The 18,569-nt window shown below is 50.3% G+C and carries 16 protein-coding genes; 14 read left to right on the top strand and 2 right to left on the bottom strand.

Annotation, left to right across the window (positions count from 1 at the left end; genetic code table 11):
- Positions 1-74: 74 nt before the first annotated feature.
- The 7 genes from EL262_RS05965 (at position 75) to EL262_RS05935 (ending at position 8,055) form a co-directional block, all read left to right on the top strand.
- The gene (locus EL262_RS05965) at positions 75-623 is read left to right on the top strand and encodes a DUF4199 domain-containing protein (RefSeq protein ID WP_025838051.1); all 549 of its coding nucleotides are present in this window, start codon (positions 75-77) and stop codon (positions 621-623) included.
- Positions 620-1,600, top strand: coding sequence for a glycosyltransferase family 2 protein (locus EL262_RS05960; RefSeq protein ID WP_025838053.1), 981 nt, complete (start codon positions 620-622; stop codon positions 1,598-1,600). Before EL262_RS05965 ends, EL262_RS05960 begins: the two co-directional genes overlap by 4 nt.
- A 2-nt stretch (positions 1,601-1,602) precedes the next feature.
- Positions 1,603-2,613, top strand: a complete 1,011-nt coding sequence (locus EL262_RS05955; protein ID WP_078735788.1) for an FAD:protein FMN transferase — start codon at positions 1,603-1,605, stop codon at positions 2,611-2,613.
- A gap of 199 nt (positions 2,614-2,812) precedes the next feature.
- Entirely contained in the window at positions 2,813-5,452 is a 2,640-nt protein-coding gene (locus tag EL262_RS05950; protein WP_078735789.1) for a dipeptidyl-peptidase 3 family protein, read from the top strand.
- A 305-nt stretch (positions 5,453-5,757) separates the two neighbouring features.
- Positions 5,758-6,843: an asparaginase gene (locus EL262_RS05945; RefSeq protein WP_025838060.1), complete on the top strand. Its 1,086-nt coding sequence runs from the start codon at positions 5,758-5,760 to the stop codon at positions 6,841-6,843.
- Between the two features lie 12 nt (positions 6,844-6,855).
- Positions 6,856-7,707 carry an MBL fold metallo-hydrolase gene (locus EL262_RS05940; RefSeq protein ID WP_051522715.1) on the top strand — a complete coding sequence of 284 codons (852 nt, stop codon included), beginning with the start codon at positions 6,856-6,858 and terminating at the stop codon, positions 7,705-7,707.
- Positions 7,708-7,743: 36 nt separating this feature from the next.
- Positions 7,744-8,055: a DUF4286 family protein gene (locus EL262_RS05935; protein WP_025838063.1), complete on the top strand. Its 312-nt coding sequence runs from the start codon at positions 7,744-7,746 to the stop codon at positions 8,053-8,055.
- A gap of 100 nt (positions 8,056-8,155) precedes the next feature.
- On the opposite strand, the gene EL262_RS05930 is transcribed toward EL262_RS05935, so the two are convergent.
- Positions 8,156-8,545 carry a VOC family protein gene (locus EL262_RS05930; RefSeq protein WP_036853573.1) on the bottom strand — a complete coding sequence of 130 codons (390 nt, stop codon included), beginning with the start codon at positions 8,543-8,545 and terminating at the stop codon, positions 8,156-8,158.
- 262 nt (positions 8,546-8,807) lie between these two features.
- Between EL262_RS05930 and EL262_RS05925 the strand changes: the two genes are divergently transcribed.
- The 4 genes from EL262_RS05925 (at position 8,808) to EL262_RS05910 (ending at position 13,500) form a co-directional block, all read left to right on the top strand.
- Positions 8,808-9,149, top strand: coding sequence for a hypothetical protein (locus tag EL262_RS05925; protein ID WP_078735790.1), 342 nt, complete (start codon positions 8,808-8,810; stop codon positions 9,147-9,149).
- A 194-nt stretch (positions 9,150-9,343) separates the two neighbouring features.
- On the top strand, positions 9,344-11,665 hold the full coding sequence (locus EL262_RS05920) for a TonB-dependent receptor (RefSeq protein WP_078735791.1): 2,322 nt from the start codon (positions 9,344-9,346) through the stop codon (positions 11,663-11,665).
- Positions 11,666-11,704: 39 nt separating this feature from the next.
- Complete coding sequence (locus tag EL262_RS05915; RefSeq protein WP_025838070.1) at positions 11,705-12,442, top strand: hypothetical protein; 738 nt, start codon at positions 11,705-11,707, stop codon at positions 12,440-12,442.
- Positions 12,443-12,477: 35 nt separating this feature from the next.
- Positions 12,478-13,500, top strand: a complete 1,023-nt coding sequence (locus EL262_RS05910; RefSeq protein WP_078735792.1) for a hypothetical protein — start codon at positions 12,478-12,480, stop codon at positions 13,498-13,500.
- 402 nt (positions 13,501-13,902) lie between these two features.
- Here the strand turns inward: EL262_RS05910 and EL262_RS10050 are convergent, their stop codons facing one another.
- Complete coding sequence (locus EL262_RS10050; RefSeq protein WP_146740915.1) at positions 13,903-14,109, bottom strand: hypothetical protein; 207 nt, start codon at positions 14,107-14,109, stop codon at positions 13,903-13,905.
- Between the two features lie 171 nt (positions 14,110-14,280).
- On the opposite strand from EL262_RS10050, the gene EL262_RS05905 reads away from it, so the two are divergent.
- Genes EL262_RS05905 through EL262_RS05895 form a run of 3 tightly spaced genes read left to right on the top strand, consistent with a single transcriptional unit; the run spans position 14,281 to position 18,543 of the window.
- Positions 14,281-15,741: a 4-hydroxyphenylacetate 3-hydroxylase family protein gene (locus tag EL262_RS05905; RefSeq protein ID WP_036844769.1), complete on the top strand. Its 1,461-nt coding sequence runs from the start codon at positions 14,281-14,283 to the stop codon at positions 15,739-15,741.
- Positions 15,742-15,792: 51 nt separating this feature from the next.
- A complete protein-coding gene (locus tag EL262_RS05900; protein WP_078735793.1) occupies positions 15,793-17,394 on the top strand; it encodes an acetyl-CoA hydrolase/transferase C-terminal domain-containing protein in 1,602 nt (533 codons plus the stop codon).
- Positions 17,395-17,427: 33 nt separating this feature from the next.
- Entirely contained in the window at positions 17,428-18,543 is a 1,116-nt protein-coding gene (locus tag EL262_RS05895; protein WP_025838074.1) for a 4-hydroxybutyrate dehydrogenase, read from the top strand.
- Positions 18,544-18,569 lie beyond the last annotated feature (26 nt).

Genomic DNA, 18,569 nt, shown 5'->3' with positions numbered 1-18,569 from the left:
CAGAACCTCCGGACTCCGACAGTGGAGGTCGGAGGTTCTTTTGTTTTTACCTGTTCTTTCAGAAAGATCATTATATGTCTCTTCTCAATAACGAAACTCCCGATGCCAAGCCTCTATCCATAGGCTTCTATGTACGACACATGATGCGTTATGGCTTTGTGTTGGGGTTATTTATGTCGTTGCAGTTCTTATCGTTGTTGCTGTATGACTTCGGCATCATTGCACAGCTGATATATGTGGGGATGTTTTTGGCGATACCCGTCCTTATTGTCGTTTTGGCAAGGCACTTCCGCCGAAATGTCCGTGGAGATGTCATGAGTTATCTTGAGGCGGTAGGCTTCTTGCTGGGCACCTATCTCTTTGCGATGATCATCAACTTTTTGGCGTACTACGTGGGCTTTTCCATCCTCCTTGCCGATCCTGAATGGATGGGGCTCATGGAGCAGTTTGTCGATCTCTGGATCCGACAGTCTCCGCAGGCTACGAGCGAGGAAATTGACATCGTACGTTCGATACTCTATATGACTCCCAAACAACTGGCCAAACAGTTGGCGACGACAGCCATGTTCTTAGGGTTTGTTTATATTTACATTGTTGCATTCTTTGTCAAGAAAACGAGATGAATACCCCCGACGAAAGACACACCGAGACTCTCGATCTCTCGATAGTCGTCCCCCTCTACAATGAAGAAGAGTCACTCCCCGAGCTATACTCGTGGATCTGCCGTGTCGTGGATCGTGAAGGGCTCTCGACGGAAATCATCTTTGTCGACGACGGGAGTACCGATGCTTCGTGGACGGTGATAGAGAAGCTCGCCGCTGAAGATCATAGGGTGAGAGGGATACGTTTCGGGCGCAACTATGGCAAGTCTCCGGCTCTCCATGTCGGCTTCGAGGCTGTCCGAGGGCGTGTCGTCATTACCATGGATGCCGACCTCCAAGACTCTCCCGATGAGATCCCCGAGCTCTATCGTATGATTGTCGATGAGGGCTACGATCTCGTATCCGGCTGGAAAAAGAAGCGTTATGACCCTCTGTCCAAGACCTTGCCCACCAAGCTCTTCAATGCCACTGTGCGACAGTTTTCCGGTATACGGCTTCATGACTTCAACTGTGGGCTCAAGGCATATCGCCACGAGGTCACACAGAATGTCGAAGTCTACAACGATATGCACCGATTTATGCCTTATATGGCTAAGCTTGCAGGGTTTTCACGTATCGGGGAGAAGGTCGTCGAGCATAGGGCAAGGAAGTTTGGCACCACGAAGTTTGGGATGAGTCGTTTTGTCAACGGCTATCTCGACCTCTTGGTGCTCTGGTTCACGGGCAAATTCGGCCGTAAACCGATGCACTTCTTCGGACTGTGGGGTAGTGTGATGTTTTTCGTCAGTTTCATAGCTCTGTGTGTCATACTTGTGGATAAGTTCATCGCACTCAAGAGCGGACGTCCTGCGCCCTTGGTCGCCTCCACTCCGTACTTTTACTTCTGTCTTGTCGGTATCCTTCTCGGGGTCCAACTTTTCTTGGCCGGCTTCATCGGCGAACTCATTTCTCGTCAGTCGCCCGGTCGCAATCACTACATCATCCGAAAGAAAATATAAGCATGAAGCCTATCCATACTCTTGTCCTCTCTCTCCTGGCTTTTGTCGTGATCTCTTGTGGCGATCACAAAACCGAGTACATCAAAGAGAGTGGCACTCGCTTCCACACCATTTATCACATCATCTACAAGAGCGATAAGCCCTTGACGGCAGCCATTGATTCCACGATGACAGCCTTCAACGCCTCGCTCAACCCCTTCGACTCCACGGCTCTTGTCTCTCGTATCAACACGAATGAGACCGACTCCCTCGATCAGATGATGATCGATGTCCTCAAGGTCGCTCGCGAAGTGAACATCGCTTCGGGTGGGGCATTCGATGTCACCGGAGCACCTCTCTTCAACATCTGGGGCTTCGGTACGAAGAAAGGTGTCACACGACCTGCGACTAAGGCGGAGATCGACAGCATCATGACCTTCGTGGGGCATGACAAACTCATCGTGGACGAGGTCGCTCACCGTGTGAAGAAGTCTGACCCTCGTATGACGATCATCCCATCTTCGCTCTCCAAGGGTTATGTCACCGACCTTGTCGCCGCCACGCTCGAGGCTCACGGTGTCAATGACTACATGGTCGAGATCGGAGGTGAAATCGTCTGTAAAGGACTAAACCCTAATGGGGATTGCTGGCAAATAGGGATCAACAAGCCCATCGAAGATGACACTTCGACCGTCAATGAGATCATGAGCAAGGTCGCCATGTGTGAGAAGGCCGGTCTTGCTTCTTCGGGCGACTATCGCAACTACCACAATCTCGAAGGGGAAAAGGTGAGCCACACGATAGATGTCCGTACGGGCTATCCTGCACGTCAGGATATCCTCAGTGCCACAGTCATCGCTCCGACCTGTATCCTTGCTGATGCCTGGGCTACGACATTCATGGCTCTTGGGCTCCGGGAGAGTCTCCGGGTGCTTGACACCCACCCCGAACTCAAGGTGGTCTTTGTCTATGCCGGCGAAGGGGGCGAGCTCAAAGTCTACGAACGTGGTATAGAGACTATACCTGTCGAGTAAGTCTCAGCCCATTCTTTTTTATCTTTCTAAAACTCACATTGTTTCGACTTCGGGAAACCTATTCTTTGGGCAAAATCTATCCCTTTCAGAAAGGGTTTTGGCTTGATCTAAAAAGGTTGTGTCACTTGCTTTTGCTCCTTCTGACGCTTGTCTTCGAGCAGAATCGTCCGTGTCGGACATACCAATATCTCTGACTTTTATGACTTCTACAACACCATATTCATTCCGCTTTGCAGATATTGAGGTCTTGCGCTACCGTGTGGAGGGCTTCGATAGCTTGCCCTTGGACACGAAGCTCTTCCTCTATCATCTCTCAGAAGCAGCCCTCGCAGGGCGAGACATCATCTTTGCCCAGCATCACCGCTTCAACCTCCCCATACGTCATCTCTTGGATGCTCTCGTCATCAATGAGAAAGGCTCCGATCATCCCGAGTATCCTGCCCTCTGTACGTATGCTTACAGGGTTTGGTTTGCTTCCGGTGTGCACCACCATTATGGGGAAGATAAGTTTGTGCCCGAGTGCTCGAAGGCTTACTTTACCGATGCTGTCGGTCGACTCTCGGCTGACACTCGTGGTGTTTTTGCCGAAGCCGGACTTTCACTCGAAGCCCTCATTGACTTCATCTTTGACCCCCAAGCTGATGCCGTCCGTCGTGCTCATGGGGATGATGAAACACTTATCGAACGCTCTTCGGTCAATTTTTACGGCCAAGGGGTAACGACTCGGGAAGCCAATGACTATTACGAAAGTATAGCCGATAAGTATCACATCGCTCCCGGTCTCAATAGTCATCTGATCAAGGATGCCTCCGGGAGTATTGTCGAAGAGACGGCCTCGACCACAGGGATGTATGCTCAGGCACTGCAAGAAGTCGTCGCACACCTCCGTAAGGCTGCGGACAAGGCTCCCTCCGATGAGGCGCGCGCAGTCATCGACCATCTCGTACGCTACTACGAGACAGGAGACCTCGATGATTTCTACGAGTTTTCGATCCGATGGGTCGGTCACAATGATCCTTCGGGTATAGATTTCATCAACGGTTTCATCGAAACATACACCGACCCTCTTGGACTCAAGGGTAGCTGGGAAGGAATCGTCCAGCTTGTAGACTCCGAAGGGAGTCGTCGCACGGCACTCATTGCGGAGCATGCTTCGAGATTTGAGGCACGTTCGCCCATTGATGAGGTACATAAGAAAGGTGATATTCAAGGGGTGTCTGCTTCGGCGATCAATGTCGTCATGCTTGCAGGCGACTCTTATCCTGCTTCACCACTTGGTATCAATCTTCCCAATGACGAACGCATCCGTGCCGACTTCGGCTCTAAGTCTGTCACTCTGACCAATATCTCCCAAGCTCTTGACGAGGCAAGCATGGGGAGTGGGGCGACCGAAGCTTTTTATCTCGGAGAAGAGGTCCGCCACAGGTTGTATGAGTATGGCAGCATTGCAAGTGTCGTACACACGGATCTGCATGAGTGTCTGGGGCATGGTTCGGGGCGTCTCGAAGAGGGCGTGTCTGGTGATGCCTTGGGGGCTTACGACTCCACCATCGAGGAGGCAAGGGCTGACCTCAATGCGCTCTACTTCATAGCCGATCCCGAGATGGTCGCCTTGGGCATACTGCCGAGCTCCGAGGCCTACAAAGCCGAGTACGACAGATACATGACCAATGGCCTTATTGTCCAGCTCGCACGGCTCAAGGAGGGCGAGCCGCTCAAGCAGGCTCATATGCAAAACCGTTCGCTCATCACCCGATACATCCTTGCCCACACCGACGAAAGTGTCGTGTCGCTGAGAGAAGAGGATGGACACTTCTATGTCGTCATCTCGGATTATGAGCGTTTGAGAGGAGCATTTGGCGAGATGCTTCGTCTCATTCAGCGCATCAAGAGTACGGGAGACATCGACACGGCACGCACCCTTGTGGAGATGTACGGTACCACTGTCGATGGGCGTCTCTATCATAGTGCTTCGACAAGATACAAAGCTCTTGGCCTCGCTCCGTTCAAGGGATTTCTCAATCCTCGCATGACACTTGTGCGAGAGAGCGGAAGTGACAGCATCGCAGATGTTCGCTTGGATTATGACGAGACGTTTGAGCAACAGATGCTTCGCTACGGAAGGGAGTATTCGTTCTTGCCCCTCGTATCCGACTCGCCCAAGCCACATCCCGATGGCAGATGGAAGGATACACTTAATGGTCTGAGGGTACAGTTCAGGCGTAACATGGACGGAGTCGTCTCAGAGAGCATGAGGGATAAGGGCGTCAATTATGGCATCAATTTCGGTGTCACCCTCCCACGTCTCCAGACTCTTGCGCAGACACTCCCCTCGGATGCCGACCTCGCTCGCCGGATGTGGGGCAAGGATGTGAGGGAGATGAAGCTCCTTGCTCCTCTTGTTTTCCCACCTGATGTCTTGGATATGGACGAGGCTCTACGTATGTGCCACGAATCGCCACATATAGAGGTGAGCGAACAACTATGTCTCCACCTCTTGATGAAGGTACCTTTTGTCGAACATCTGACGTTACGACTTTGGCAAGAAGGGGCTCCCTATACCGAGCAAGCTGCCATCATCCCATACATCCTCATGACGCGTATGCTGATGCAGAGAGGACTTGGCTATCAGCTCAGGAGCGAGCTCATCCGATATGCATCGAGGGATCTGACCGCACCGGCAGGCTCTCTCCTCATGTATATGCTCAACGCTCTTCGACGACTCGGAGAAAGTGATGACCGAGGTCGGGTGCTTCTCACGGACTTCTTGAAGACCCATGCAGGTAACTCTTCTCCTGTCATTTCGGCCTTGAGGGCGGAGTGTGAGGACGAGATTTGATTTCGTATCAAGCAAATTTACTTTGTCCATATCCTCTGTCGGGCTTCAGAATGGGACATAAGCACGACTGGGATGAATCTTTTTAGATTTGCTTGTCGTAGAATTACATTCATTAGGATTGTCAGATGTCGAATAGTCAGGGATAATGACTAAATTTGTACCTATATCTGTGCGTAGGCTTGGCCGACGACTTCCCCTTTCGATCGGAGAGGATCATGAGGGAGTCTTGCCTACCGGAAATTTCCCTTAATACACGAGTTTTTCATCAGAGAAGCAAAGCTATTTGTCTCATGGATAAAAAGATGATACCCACCGACCGGGCCTCAGTATTGATCATCTATACGGGAGGTACCATTGGTATGATAGAGAATCCCCATAACGGTGCGCTTGAAGCGTTTGACTTCGAGTACATCGAGCAACACGTGCCCGAGATCAAGAGGTTCAACTTCAAGATCAACACCCTCTCTTTCGACCCCGTCATGGACTCTTCCGATATGGGACCCGATTCGTGGGTCAAGATCGCAGAGATCATCCGTGATCACTACGAAGACTATGATGGCTTCGTCGTCCTCCATGGTACAGACACGATGGCTTATACGGCTTCGGGGTTGAGCTTCATGCTCGAAAATCTCACCAAGCCCGTCGTCTTGACGGGCTCACAGCTTCCTATCGGTCAGCTTCGTACCGATGGTAAGGAAAACCTCATCACGGCCATCGAGATAGCTGCAGCGAAGGATGCCGATGGCAAGCCTTATGTCAATGAGGTCTGTGTCCTCTTCGACAGCCTTCTCCTCAGGGGTAATCGTTGTACCAAGATCTCTGCGGATCAGTTCAGCGCATTTGCTTCGCCCAACTATCCCCCATTGGCTCGTGTCGGGATCAATATCCACTACGATCGCAGGATGAGGCTCTCTCCTCCGGCAGAAGGAAAGTCTCTCAAGGTCAAGATGTCATACGACAGCAATGTGGTCTTCCTCAAACTTTTCCCCGGTATCTCAGAATCGGTCATCAGCAGTATCCTCAACATCAAGGGGCTCAAAGGGGTGGTGATGGAGACATTCGGTAGCGGTAATGCTCCGTGCTCATCATGGTTCTTGAATGCCCTTAAGGAGGCCACCGACAGAGGTATCGTCATCGTCAATGTGACCCAGTGTATGGTTGGCAATGTCGAGATGACTCGTTATGAGACAGGGATCAAGCTCATCGGCGCAGGGGTCTTGTGTGGCTATGACAGTACGCCCGAGAGTGCCGTCGCCAAGCTCATGATGCTTCTCGGCACGGGACGTCCTCTTGACGAGATCAAGCGTCTCATGATGACCAGTCTCAGAGGAGAGTTTACCGTCGATCACAACCAAGACGAGTGTAGCTGTGCAGTGTCGCTCTTCGACTGATAAATCTGCTCGATGACGACTCCCGATCCTATACGAAGTCTCTTTCCCGAAGAGGGCAATAGCATCAAGTTTGCCAGTTTGGGTAGCGGTAGCAGTGGCAACTGTTATTATCTTGCTGCCCGGAATACGCGCATCCTCATAGATGCCGGTGTCGCTCCTCGCATGATCGTCCAGCGACTCAAGTCTCTGTCCATCCCGATAAGGGAGATAGGAGGGATCTTCATCACCCATGACCATGCCGATCACATTCGTAGCGTGGGCTTGCTTGCGACGAAGTACAATATACCCGTGTATGCCGATCCGGTGGTGGCAGAGGTGTTGCTCAACAGTCGTTATATCTCAGAGGATCTTTCGCCCTATATACGTGTCATCGAGGTGGGTGAAACATTGTCGTTCGGAGACTTTGAGGTTTGTTCGTTTGAGGTCCCTCATGACTCTTCTCACAATGTCGGATACAGCATCACTACTTCGGCAGGAGTCTTCTCGCTCATCACCGACATCGGTCATATCAACGATGCCATCCGTAAGGCTGTGAGGAGGACCAATTTTCTCGTCTTCGAGTCCAACTATGACCCCGAGATGCTTGCCGGTGGGGGGTATCCCGACTTCCTCAAGCAGCGTATCATGGGTGGTCAAGGTCACATCAGCAACAAGATGGCAGCCGACTTCATGGCAGAGCATTACCACTTGGACTTGAAGTTCCTGGCACTCTGTCACCTCAGCAAGCACAACAATCATCCTGAGCTCGCCTACAAGACGATGGAGACTCGTCTCTTCAAAGAGGGAATACGTGTCGGTAAGGATCTGAGTCTGCATGTCCTCGGTCGCTCTACGGTCTCTCCGCTCTTCGAACTTTCTCTCTGATTTAGTTAGTCAAAAAGATAAATCTTCTCTCATCCTATGCCAAGATTCAAATACAATGTCACGATCCACTGCACCCGTCAGGTGCACGAGGATGTCCTCGAATATCTGCGTACAGAACTCATCCCGAAGTGGAGCACCTATGTCCACTGGCACTCTCCACAGCTGATGCTCATACATACGGGTATGCCCGAAGATGAGATGGTGGGGTATGCGTTGCAGTTCGAGTGCGACGATCTCGCGAAGTTGGATGGGTTCGACTATACGGCCGATCCCACATTGCGTAGACTCATCGATGCCTATCCACAGCGAGTGATGCCCTTTGCGGTCCTCATGGAGGTCATCGAATGACGAAAGTAAATGACATACGAAATCCAAATAAGAAGGCAAACCACAAAGCATTCGTGTGGTTTGCCTTTTTGTTCGGGGCTCGTTTCGCTGTGTTGCAGGTTTACTTGATAGGGAGTATCTCTATCCAGTAGCCATCAGGGTCGTTGATGAAGTAAAGTCCCATAGACTCGTTTTCGTAACAGACACATCCCAGCTCCTTGTGGTATGCCCTCCATGCATCGTAGTCCCCGGGCACTCGCATACATAGGTGGTACTCCAAGTCTCCGAGATTGTAAGGTTCCTTGCGGTCTCTCAGCCATGTGAGTTCGAGGGTAAAGCCGGTCTCTCCATCTCCCAGATAGACGAGTATGAATGATCCATCAGATGCTTCTTTGCGACGAACCACCTTCAGTCCGAGGGCTTTCTCATAGAAGTCCAAGCTCTTTTGAAGGTCAAGGACGTTGAAGTTGAAGTGATCAAATCTTGATCTGATATTTTCCGTTCTCAGCATATAGATTCTTTTTTACAGAGGTTGATTGACTGAGTATAAAGATACGTCATTTTCGGCAGAAGATGAGTTCGACTCTTGAAGGTCTTCAATGTTTCCAAAAGACAATTTTCAAAAACGACCCGGTCAGCTTCTTGATTCGAGATGAAATACTTTTAATCTTTTGAGCCCTTTGAACCTTCGGAAGAGGTTTATTTTTTGATTTTTTGTGTTGTCGGCTCTTGGAAATAGTTATATATTTGCCGTCAGATCACAGATTTCGGTTATGTTAGGCATCAATCTAAGACATATCAATCGTACGGTATCGGCATGGTTGCTTTTGCTGGTATTCGTGCCTCAGATGGTGGTGAAGAGTCTTCATCACCACGGTGTCGATGATCCGACCTGCGGTAGTTGCTGTGATCAGAATTCGGATCGTTCGACTACGGACGAAGAGGGGCACTCATGTGCGATATGTGACTTTGCCCTTTCGGTCACCACAGAGCCTGAGGATTTTCACCTTTGTCTCTTGGCGGACGTCCCTTCGGTCGAGTATTCGACCTTTGTTGCAGAGCAGTCTTATGAGACCTTTGCGCACCCTTCGCTTCGTGCCCCTCCGATGGTATGATTTTTGAGGGCGAAGGTCTTTTCGTCTCTCATTCCCTTTGATTCTTGTCGACTTCTCGACTGTACACTGTCCTTGACTTTGGACAGTGTGGCGATGTGGCATGCAGATTCCTCTCGGATGATGTCGAACCATCTGTCCAAGACGAACGATGCCGTCGTCGCATACACTTTCATATCAAAAACATAAATAAAAGTATGCTAACACGCTTACTCTATGCTCTATGCCTGCTCTTGATGGTGGGTGTGGAGACACCTCTGTCGGCTCAGACAGAGGGTGGGCGACATACGCTCATTGTCTCGGATAGTGATACCGGTGAGCCTGTCCTTCATGCCATTGCTTTCGTGGGCAAGGTACGTTATATGTCGGATGTCAGGGGGCTTATCTCCCTGGAGCTTTTGAACTCGGATACCATCACGGTTAGGGCTCTTGGTTATCGCTCGGAGGTGATCCCTGCGAGTCGGCTTTTGAACACTGCTCAGCCCACACGTATCCGCCTCAAGGCTGAGGCAAATACCTTGGACGAACTTTCCGTAGAGACCTCTCGTGCAACCTTCTCCCAAAATGTCGTGGGTAAGAGACTTTCGACCGAGGAGGTGCAGAAGAAGCTCGGCAGCTCGTTTGCTTCGACCCTTGAGGAGGTCAAAGGGGTGAGCATGATACAGACAGGTGCGACCATTGCCAAGCCTGTCCTCCATGGGATGTATGGCAACAGACTCCTCATCGTGAATAACGGTGTGCGTCAGCAGGGGCAACAGTGGGGTGCGGACCATGCTCCCGAACTGGATGCAAATACAGCCGGTGGAATTACTGTCATCAAGGGGGCTGAGGCAGTTCGTTATGGCTCTGAGGCCCTGGGAGGGGTGATAGAGTTGGACAGTCGCTTGTTGCCTTACGGAGAGGCCGCACTTGCCGGTGATCTGGCCACGCTTTATGGTTCGAATGGTCATCGGGCTGCCCTCACCGGGCATCTCAATTCGGGCTTCAACCTCGGTGGCGGTCAGGCGGCATGGCGTCTGCAAGGGACTTATGTCAATGGTGGAGATCGCTCGACTGCTCTGTATGTGCTGAACAACACGGGGATGAGGGAGGCGAATGCTTCCTTGGCTCTGGGCTGGGAGAAGCCTAAGTACGGTATGGATGTCTATTACAGTTTCTTCTCTACTCAGATCGGCGTATTATATTCGGCTCAGATGGGCAATGCTGAGCTCCTCAAGGAGCGTATCCGTATCGGCAGGCCGGTGGACCCTTCGCCCTTTTCCCGAAAGATCGACTATCCCTACCAGAAGGTGCATCATCATGTGCTCAGGGCAAAAGGTCATTATGTGTTTGACAACAGCAGCAGGCTCAATATGCAGGTGGCTTATCAAAGTGACTTCCGCAATGAGCATCATCAGCGTCGCAACTATAAGTCGCACATCCCTTCGCTCAGCCTCAACCTCCATTCGCTCCAAGCCGATGCACGTTGGAAGCATTTCTACGGTGGTTGGGACACGGAGGCGGGAGCATTCTTCGGATTGACGAACAACTTCAATACCCCCGGAACGGGAGTCGTGCCGATCATCCCCAATTATACTCAGACCAATACCGGACTTTATGCCATACAGAAGTACCGTCACAAGGAGCTTTGGGGTGCCGAGATCGGTCTGCGTGCAGACCATCAGATGCTCAATGCTGAGGGGATCGACTACGATAGACGCCCTTACGGTGGTAAAAGCAGGTACGTCAATCTGTCTTACAGTATAGGTGCACATTACCGTCCGCTCGGGGGGCTCGAACTGAAAACGAACCTTGGTCAGGCTTGGCGTGCGCCTCATGTGCATGAATTGTACAGCAAGGGGCTGGAGCATGCTTCGGGGCTGTACTCCAGTGGCGATGCAACCTTGGGTGCCGAGCAGAGCACAAAGTGGGTGACTTCACTCTCTTGGGGCAGCAAGTGGCTGTCTCTCGGTGTGGATGCCTACTTTCAGTGGATCAGGGGGTATATCTATGACGAACCCTCGGGTGAGTTCTTCACTCTCATCTCAGGTACTTATCCCATCTTTCAGTACAAGAGTACGGATGCTGTGTTCAGAGGTGTTGATGCCGAGGCCGGATGGCACATTTCCGAAGCCTTTGAGTATGAAGTCGGCGGAAGTATGATCTGGGCAAACGAGTGGAAGACCGGCAACTATCTCCCTTACATCCCCTCCGGGCGAGTCTCGCATCACCTGACCTACCGCCTTGCCACACTCGGAAAGGTCAAAAGTCTTTATCTCAAGGCTTCTCACCGTTATGTGGCAAAGCAGCATAGGTTCGATCCCGCCACGGACTTGATACCATACTCCCCCGATGCTTATCACCTCGTGGGGCTCGAAGCCGGTGTCACGATCCCTCTGAGTAAGAGACAACAAATCAAGTGGCTGTTGTCGGTGGATAACCTCCTCGACAAGGCTTATAGAGAATATACCAATCGTTTCAGGTATTATGCTCATGACCTCGGTCGTGATGTGCGCCTGATGATGACCTGGGAATTTTAATCATATAGTAACAAAATACAAAACAATCATTTACATCGTATGAAAAGTTTTTTGATCAAGACAAGTGCAGTACTCATGGCGTCTCTTTTCGTCATAGCCTGCGATCCTGTGAAACCTGTCGATGAGACCATCAACAAGTTGCACGAAGACCCCAAGAAAGCCGTATTTACCCTTACCAAGGGTACATTGCAATCCGATCTGAAGTTCGTGCCGGATGCCGATGCCTCTGCTGTGCAGAAGGTGACTTTCGAGATTATCCCCGGCGAAGGATGGAAAATCATTGAGGGCAGTGACAAGGCTTTCGTCGTCGATGCCATGTCGAAGGATGGAGCAAAAGGATATTATCTCGACGTGAAGTATTATAGTCCATCGGGAGCACTGATGAATGACCAGTTTATTGAAAACGGTCAGTCCAATATCCATCGCCACTTCTTCAGTGCATACAAGCCCTTCACCAATGGTGCAGGCCTTGAGCTTTCCAAAGAAGATACCAAGACCCCTCAACTCTTTTCCTACGACTATCTCGATACCACTCCGTGGAATAAGGAGGTGGGTGAGCCCGGTGTCTCGATCAACAAGGAAGACAACTACCTTGGCTTCAAGGGCGTCTTTCGCTTCGTTGCGGCTGATCGTAAGTACAACCTCCGTATCCGTCTTATGCACTCCATCGTGGGAAAGAACGATCCCGGAGCTTCGAGCTACTATGCCCCCAACAAGTATCATGTCGCCACTGCACACTGGGATGTCGATACGCAAATACCTGTGATAGTGAAGTGATAAACCAAACATCAAACAACAACTATTTATTTCTTATGAAGAAAACTTTTAGAATTCTATCGGCACTCACGCTCTGTGCCATGATTGCTGTCGGCTTCTCTGCCTGCGGCAATGACAATATTCCCAATGTGAAGACGCAAGACGAACCTAAGGTCGAAGATAGCACCGACGGCCCTCAGAAGATTGTGCTGAAGTTTGCCATGGGGCACTTCCATCCCGGGGCGGCATTCCATCAGAGTTCGTTCCCCGAAGGGGTTACACACGCAAAAACCGAAGAGGTCTTCTCCTTTGAGAAAAAAGATGGTGCATGGATCCTCTCAGAAGATAGCCCCAAGGCGATGTTCGTCGAGTCCGCAATCATGGGCTTGGCCTCACTCAACCCCTACGGTCTGTGGATAAGCTACTTCGACAAGGAAGGGAAAGAGATTACCGGGACATTTTCTGAGGGCGGTATGATCGATCGATACCAACACTTCTTCAGTGTCTCAAACCTTACTGACCTTGACGATAAGCAGATTGCCGGTGATGCGACTCAGGTTACCGGTCTCTTTGACTATGTCTACATGGACTCCGACCCTTGGAATCAGCAGATCAAGAAAGGAGCAAAACGTGTTGGTAGTACATTGATCAGCGAGGATGAAACAGGCGGAAGACCTGTCTTGGAACCCCTCAATCCTCTTGGGCTCAAGGGCTTCTTCAATTTTAAGATGACTCGCGTCAAGTTTGATCTCAATGTGAAACTACTGAATATGCCTGAAGATAAGATGGACAACGGCAAGCCTCGTGCATTTCACGCTCCCAAGGCTGGTGCTAAAGAGGTGGTGAGCTTTACCCTTCCTGTGGTAGTCTTCATGTCGAGGGGAGATCTGGATAAGTTCCACTTGGCAACCGATCCTGACGACTATGATGTTGATAACTATGATAATCTCTCTGAAGAAGGGAAGGCTCTTGTGGACCATATCGCCAAGACTCTCAACTTCACCCGTGAACAAGCATTCAAGGAGGTGTATAAACGCCTCAATGAGTATGCCAAAGACAGCAGCACCCTCTACTTCTAAAAACATGAAGTAAGAACTTGCCAAGCGTACAATCACAGCCGTGTCATCACTCGGAGAGTCCGAGCCGATGACACGGCTTTTTTTGTGCTCGATCGGCTGTGTTGAGGGCTCGTCTCCGCTTTTTCTGTGCCCCGACAGAATGCTTTCTGTCCCGTGCCGGAATACATTCTGTCTCGTGCCGGAATGTATTCTGTCGCAGGAGGGCGTGTTTTTGGTTAAAAAATAAAGAATGCTGATTTTCTTGTTCTTGTCGTTCGAGGTGCTGAGTCTGTGAACGAAAGGTGGGTGTTTTTTTTGTCTTTTTGTGTCGGAAATCGTAGTGTTTTAAGGGTTAAAATGATATTCGGTATTTTTTTCTTCAATTTGTTGGGTGATGTGATTATAATATATATCTTTGTGGTGTCAATCGTTGAAAAGACTGATGATTTGCAAATAATAGTTAAGTCGGTCTTTGAGGCGATGAGATCGACCGGCAGCGACCGGATGATACCTTCTCCTTGAGTGACTGACGATGTCATTGCCGTGACTTGGGAGGATGATCTCTGACAAGGATGAAAATAGCACAGAGTCGTGGGTATCGACAGTAGGTGCAGGATGTGATACATGCATTATATGTGAGCCTCCCATGGTATGCATATATGGGTATCGGAGATGGAGCTTGCGACGAAGGTGATGGATCTTTTGTCGTACTTTGTGTCTTATACGGCGGTGAAGCTGTGTGTCGCATCTGAGTTTTTTTGAATATGCCACTTATTTTTAAAACTTAAAACGTATAACATTATGATGACGAGCGAACAGTATGTTGAGAGCTTGAGAAAACTAAATCTCCAAGTTTACTTCATGGGCGAAAAGATCGATAATCCCGTCGATCACCCAATGATTCGTCCTTCTATGAACTCTGTGGCAATGACTTACAAGCTCGCAGAGATGGATGAGTACAAAGAGTTGATGACTGCAACTTCTAACCTCACAGGCAAGACTGTCAATAGATTCTGCCACCTTCACCAGAGTACAGAAGACCTTAAAAACAAGGTGAAGATGCAACGTCTTCTCGGTCAGAAAACGGCTTCTTGTTTCCAACGCTGTGTGGGTATGGATGCTTTCAATGCGATCTACTCTACTACTTACGACATGGACAAGGCCCTCGGTACAGAGTACCACGAGCGTTTCAAAAAATATATGGAATTCGTGCAGGAAAACGACCTTGTCGTGGATGGTGCGATGACCGACCCTAAGGGTGACCGTGGTCTCTCGCCTTCTCAACAAGAAGATCCTGACTTGTATCTCCGTATTGTAGAAGTGCGCGAAGACGGTATCGTGGTCTCCGGAGCAAAAGCTCACCAGACCGGTGCTGTCAACTCTCACGAGCACCTCATCATGCCTACCATCGCCATGAAGGAAGAGGATGCAGACTATGCAGTGTCTTTCGCAGTGCCAAGCGATGCTGAAGGTATCATCATGATCTATGGTCGTCAGAGCTGTGACACTCGCAAGATGGAGGAAGGTGCTGATATCGATGTCGGTAACTCTCAGTTCGGTGGTCACGAAGCTCTTGTCGTGTTCGACAACGTATTCGTGCCTATGGAGCGTGTCTTCATGTGCCGTGAGTATCAGTTCGCAGGCCTTATGGTAGAACGTTTCGCAGGTTATCACAGACAGTCATACGGTGGTTGTAAGGTAGGTGTGGGTGACGTCCTCATCGGGGCAGCGGCACTTGCAGCGGACTACAACGGTGTGCCTAAGGCTTCTCACATCAAGGATAAGCTCATCGAGATGATCCATCTCAACGAGACTCTTTACTCTTGCGGTATCGCTTGTTCGTCCGAAGGTCACAAGCTTCCTGCGGGTAACTACCTCATCGACCTCCTTCTTGCCAACGTTTGTAAGCAAAACATCACACGTCTGCCTTACGAGATCGCTCGCCTTGCCGAAGATATCGCAGGTGGTCTTATGGTAACCATGCCTTCAGAGCAAGATCTTCGTCACCCTGTCACAGGTCCTATCGTGAAGAAGTACCTTGTCGGTGCGAAGGGTAAGAATGTCGAAAATCGTATGCGCATCCTTCGCCTCATCGAAAACATCACTCTCGGTACAGCAGCTGTGGGCTACCGTACAGAGTCTATGCACGGTGCGGGTTCGCCACAGGCTCAGCGTATCATGATCGCTCGCCAAGGTGATCTCGAAGGCAAGAAGGCACTCGCTCGCGAAATCGCTCGCATCGACGTGTCTCTCGATAAGTAAGGAACCATTATCCTGAAAAGATATTGAGATAACACACGCCTAAAAGTATATATGAGTACTTCAGACGTACTGAATCCGGAGGAGGTCGCGCTCGTACTGCGGGAAAAGGTGAGTCCTATCCTGCGTGGACACGGGGGCGACCTCGTCCTGTCTCACATTCGGGGCAAGTCGATATACATCCGTTTTACGGGTGCATGTCGGGGTTGCCCTGCTGCATTGGAGACAGCAGAGCGGACGGTGCAGGCCGTCCTCAGAGAACACTTCGGAGATGAGGACATCGATGCCGTCCTCGACAACGGAGTGAGCGAAGACTTGATCAACCAAGCAAAGCAGATACTTCAAAAATCTAAAAAAATAATGAACGAGATACTGGCTCAATACAAATCTAAGATCGTATCGGCAGATGATGCCGTCAAAGTGATCAAAAATGGAGAACGCGTATCCCTGTCTCACGCTGCCGGCGTGCCACAGGTCTGTGTCGATGCACTCGTAAGAAATGCCGAACACTTCCAAGGGGTGGAGATCTATCACATGCTCTGCCTTGGTGAGGGTAAGTATATGCTTCCGGAGATGGCTCCACACTTCAGACATGTCACCAATTTTGTCGGGGGAAACTCCAGACAAGCTGTGGCAGAGAATAGAGCCGACTTTATCCCGGCATTCTTCTACGAAGTGCCTACACTTTTCCGCAAGGGGATCCTCCCTATCGACGTCGCCATCGTACAGCTCTCCATGCCGGATGCAGAGGGGTATTGCTCGTTCGGTGTGTCTTCGGACTACACCAAGCCATCGACAGAGGTCGCTCGTGTCGTGATCGGTGAGATCAACGCGCAGACTCCTTATGTCCATGGTGACAATAAGATCCATATCTCTAAGCTCGACTATATCGTCCTTGCAGACTATCCTCTGTACACTATCCCCAAAGCTCCTATCGGTCCTGTCGAAGAGGCCATCGGTCGCAACTGTGCAGAGCTTGTCGAGGATGGCTCTACTCTTCAACTTGGTATCGGAGCTATACCCGACGCTGCCCTTCTTTTCCTCAAGGACAAGAAAGATCTCGGTATCCACACCGAGATGTTTGCCGACGGAGTCATTGAGCTCGTCCGTGCCGGAGTCATCACCGGTAAGAAGAAGAGTCTCCATCCGGGTAAGATGGTCGCCACCTTCTTGATGGGTACCGAAGAGGTATACAAGTTTGCACACAACAATCCTGATGTGGAACTTTATCCCGTGGACTATGTCAATGACCCTCGTACCGTGGCGATGAATGACAACATGGTCAGCATCAACAGCTGTATCGAAGTCGACCTTATGGGACAAGTCGTATCGGAGACCATCGGCCCCAAGCAGTTCAGCGGTACCGGAGGTCAGGTGGACTATGTCCGAGGAGCTACTTGGTCCAAGAACGGAAAGAGCATCATGGCCATGCCTTCGACAGCACGCAAGGGCGCTGCATCACGCATCGTGCCTATGATAGCTGAAGGGGCTTCGGTGACTACCCTCCGCAATGATGTGGACTATGTCGTCACCGAGTATGGTATCGCTCGTCTCAAGGGGCGCAGTTTGAGACAGAGAGCCGAAGCTCTCATCTCCATCGCTCATCCGGACTTCCGCGAAGAGCTCATGAAGGTATACCGCGAAAGATTTGAATAAAATCATATAATAACATCATAATAACAAATCATTATGCAACTGTTCAAGCTAAAAAGCGTAATGCACGGCTTTGACACCTTTGCTGAGTTTGCGAAGGCGTTCGAACTTGGTGAGCGTGACCTCGTCATCACCAACGAGTTTATCTATGAGCCGTATATGAAGGCTTCCAACCTCGCTTGTCACTTCGTGTTCCAAGAGAAGTATGGCGCAGGCGAACCTTCGGACGAAATGATGAACAACATCCTTGCCGACATCAAGGGTATCAACTACGATCGTATCATCGCTGTCGGTGGTGGTACAGTCATTGACATCTCCAAACTCTTTGTCCTTAAAGGGTTGGAAAATGTACTTGATGCCTTCGATCGCAAGATCCCTCTCATCAAGGAAAAGAAACTTGTCATCGTCCCCACCACTTGCGGTACAGGTAGCGAAGTGACCAACATCTCTATCGCTGAGATCAAGAGCCGCCATACCAAGATGGGTCTTGCCGACGATACCATCGCTGCAGATGATGCGATCATCATCCCTGAGCTCCTCAAGGGATTGCCATTCAGGTTCTATGCAGCGAGTGCCATCGATGCCCTTATCCATGCTATCGAGGCTTATGTGTCGCCCAAGGCAAGCCCATATAGTCGTATGTTCAGCGAGGCAGCATGGCAGATCATCCTCGACGTCTTCAAGAAGATTGCAGAGCATGGCCCTGAGTATCGCTTTGAGAAGATGGGTGAGATGATCATGGCAAGTAACTTCGCAGGTATCGCCTTCGGTAATGCCGGTGTAGGTGCTGTTCACGCACTCTCTTACCCACTTGGAGGCAACTATCACGTGCCACACGGAGAAGCAAACTATCAGTTCTTCACCGAAGTCTTCAAGGTTTATCAGCAGAAGAATCCATTCGGCTGTATCGTTGAACTCAGCTGGAAGCTTGCTCGCATCATGGATACAACTCCGGAGCTTGTGTTCCGTAAGATCGATGAGCTCCTCAGCCACCTTCTCGACAAGAAGCCTCTAAAGGAATATGGTATGAAGGACGAAGAAGTACGTGGATTTGCAGAGAATGTCATGGTGACTCAGCAGCGTCTCCTTGCCAACAACTACACAGAGCTCACTGTAGACGACATCGAAGGTATCTATCGTCGTCTGTATTGATCCCCCACACCGTAGTAAGTTTTCTC

Source organism: Porphyromonas cangingivalis (genome assembly GCF_900638305.1).
In the GTDB taxonomy this organism is placed as follows: domain Bacteria; phylum Bacteroidota; class Bacteroidia; order Bacteroidales; family Porphyromonadaceae; genus Porphyromonas_A; species Porphyromonas_A cangingivalis.
The sequence above is the reverse complement of the archived record's forward strand: the minus strand, read 5'-3'. Positions and strand labels throughout refer to the sequence as shown.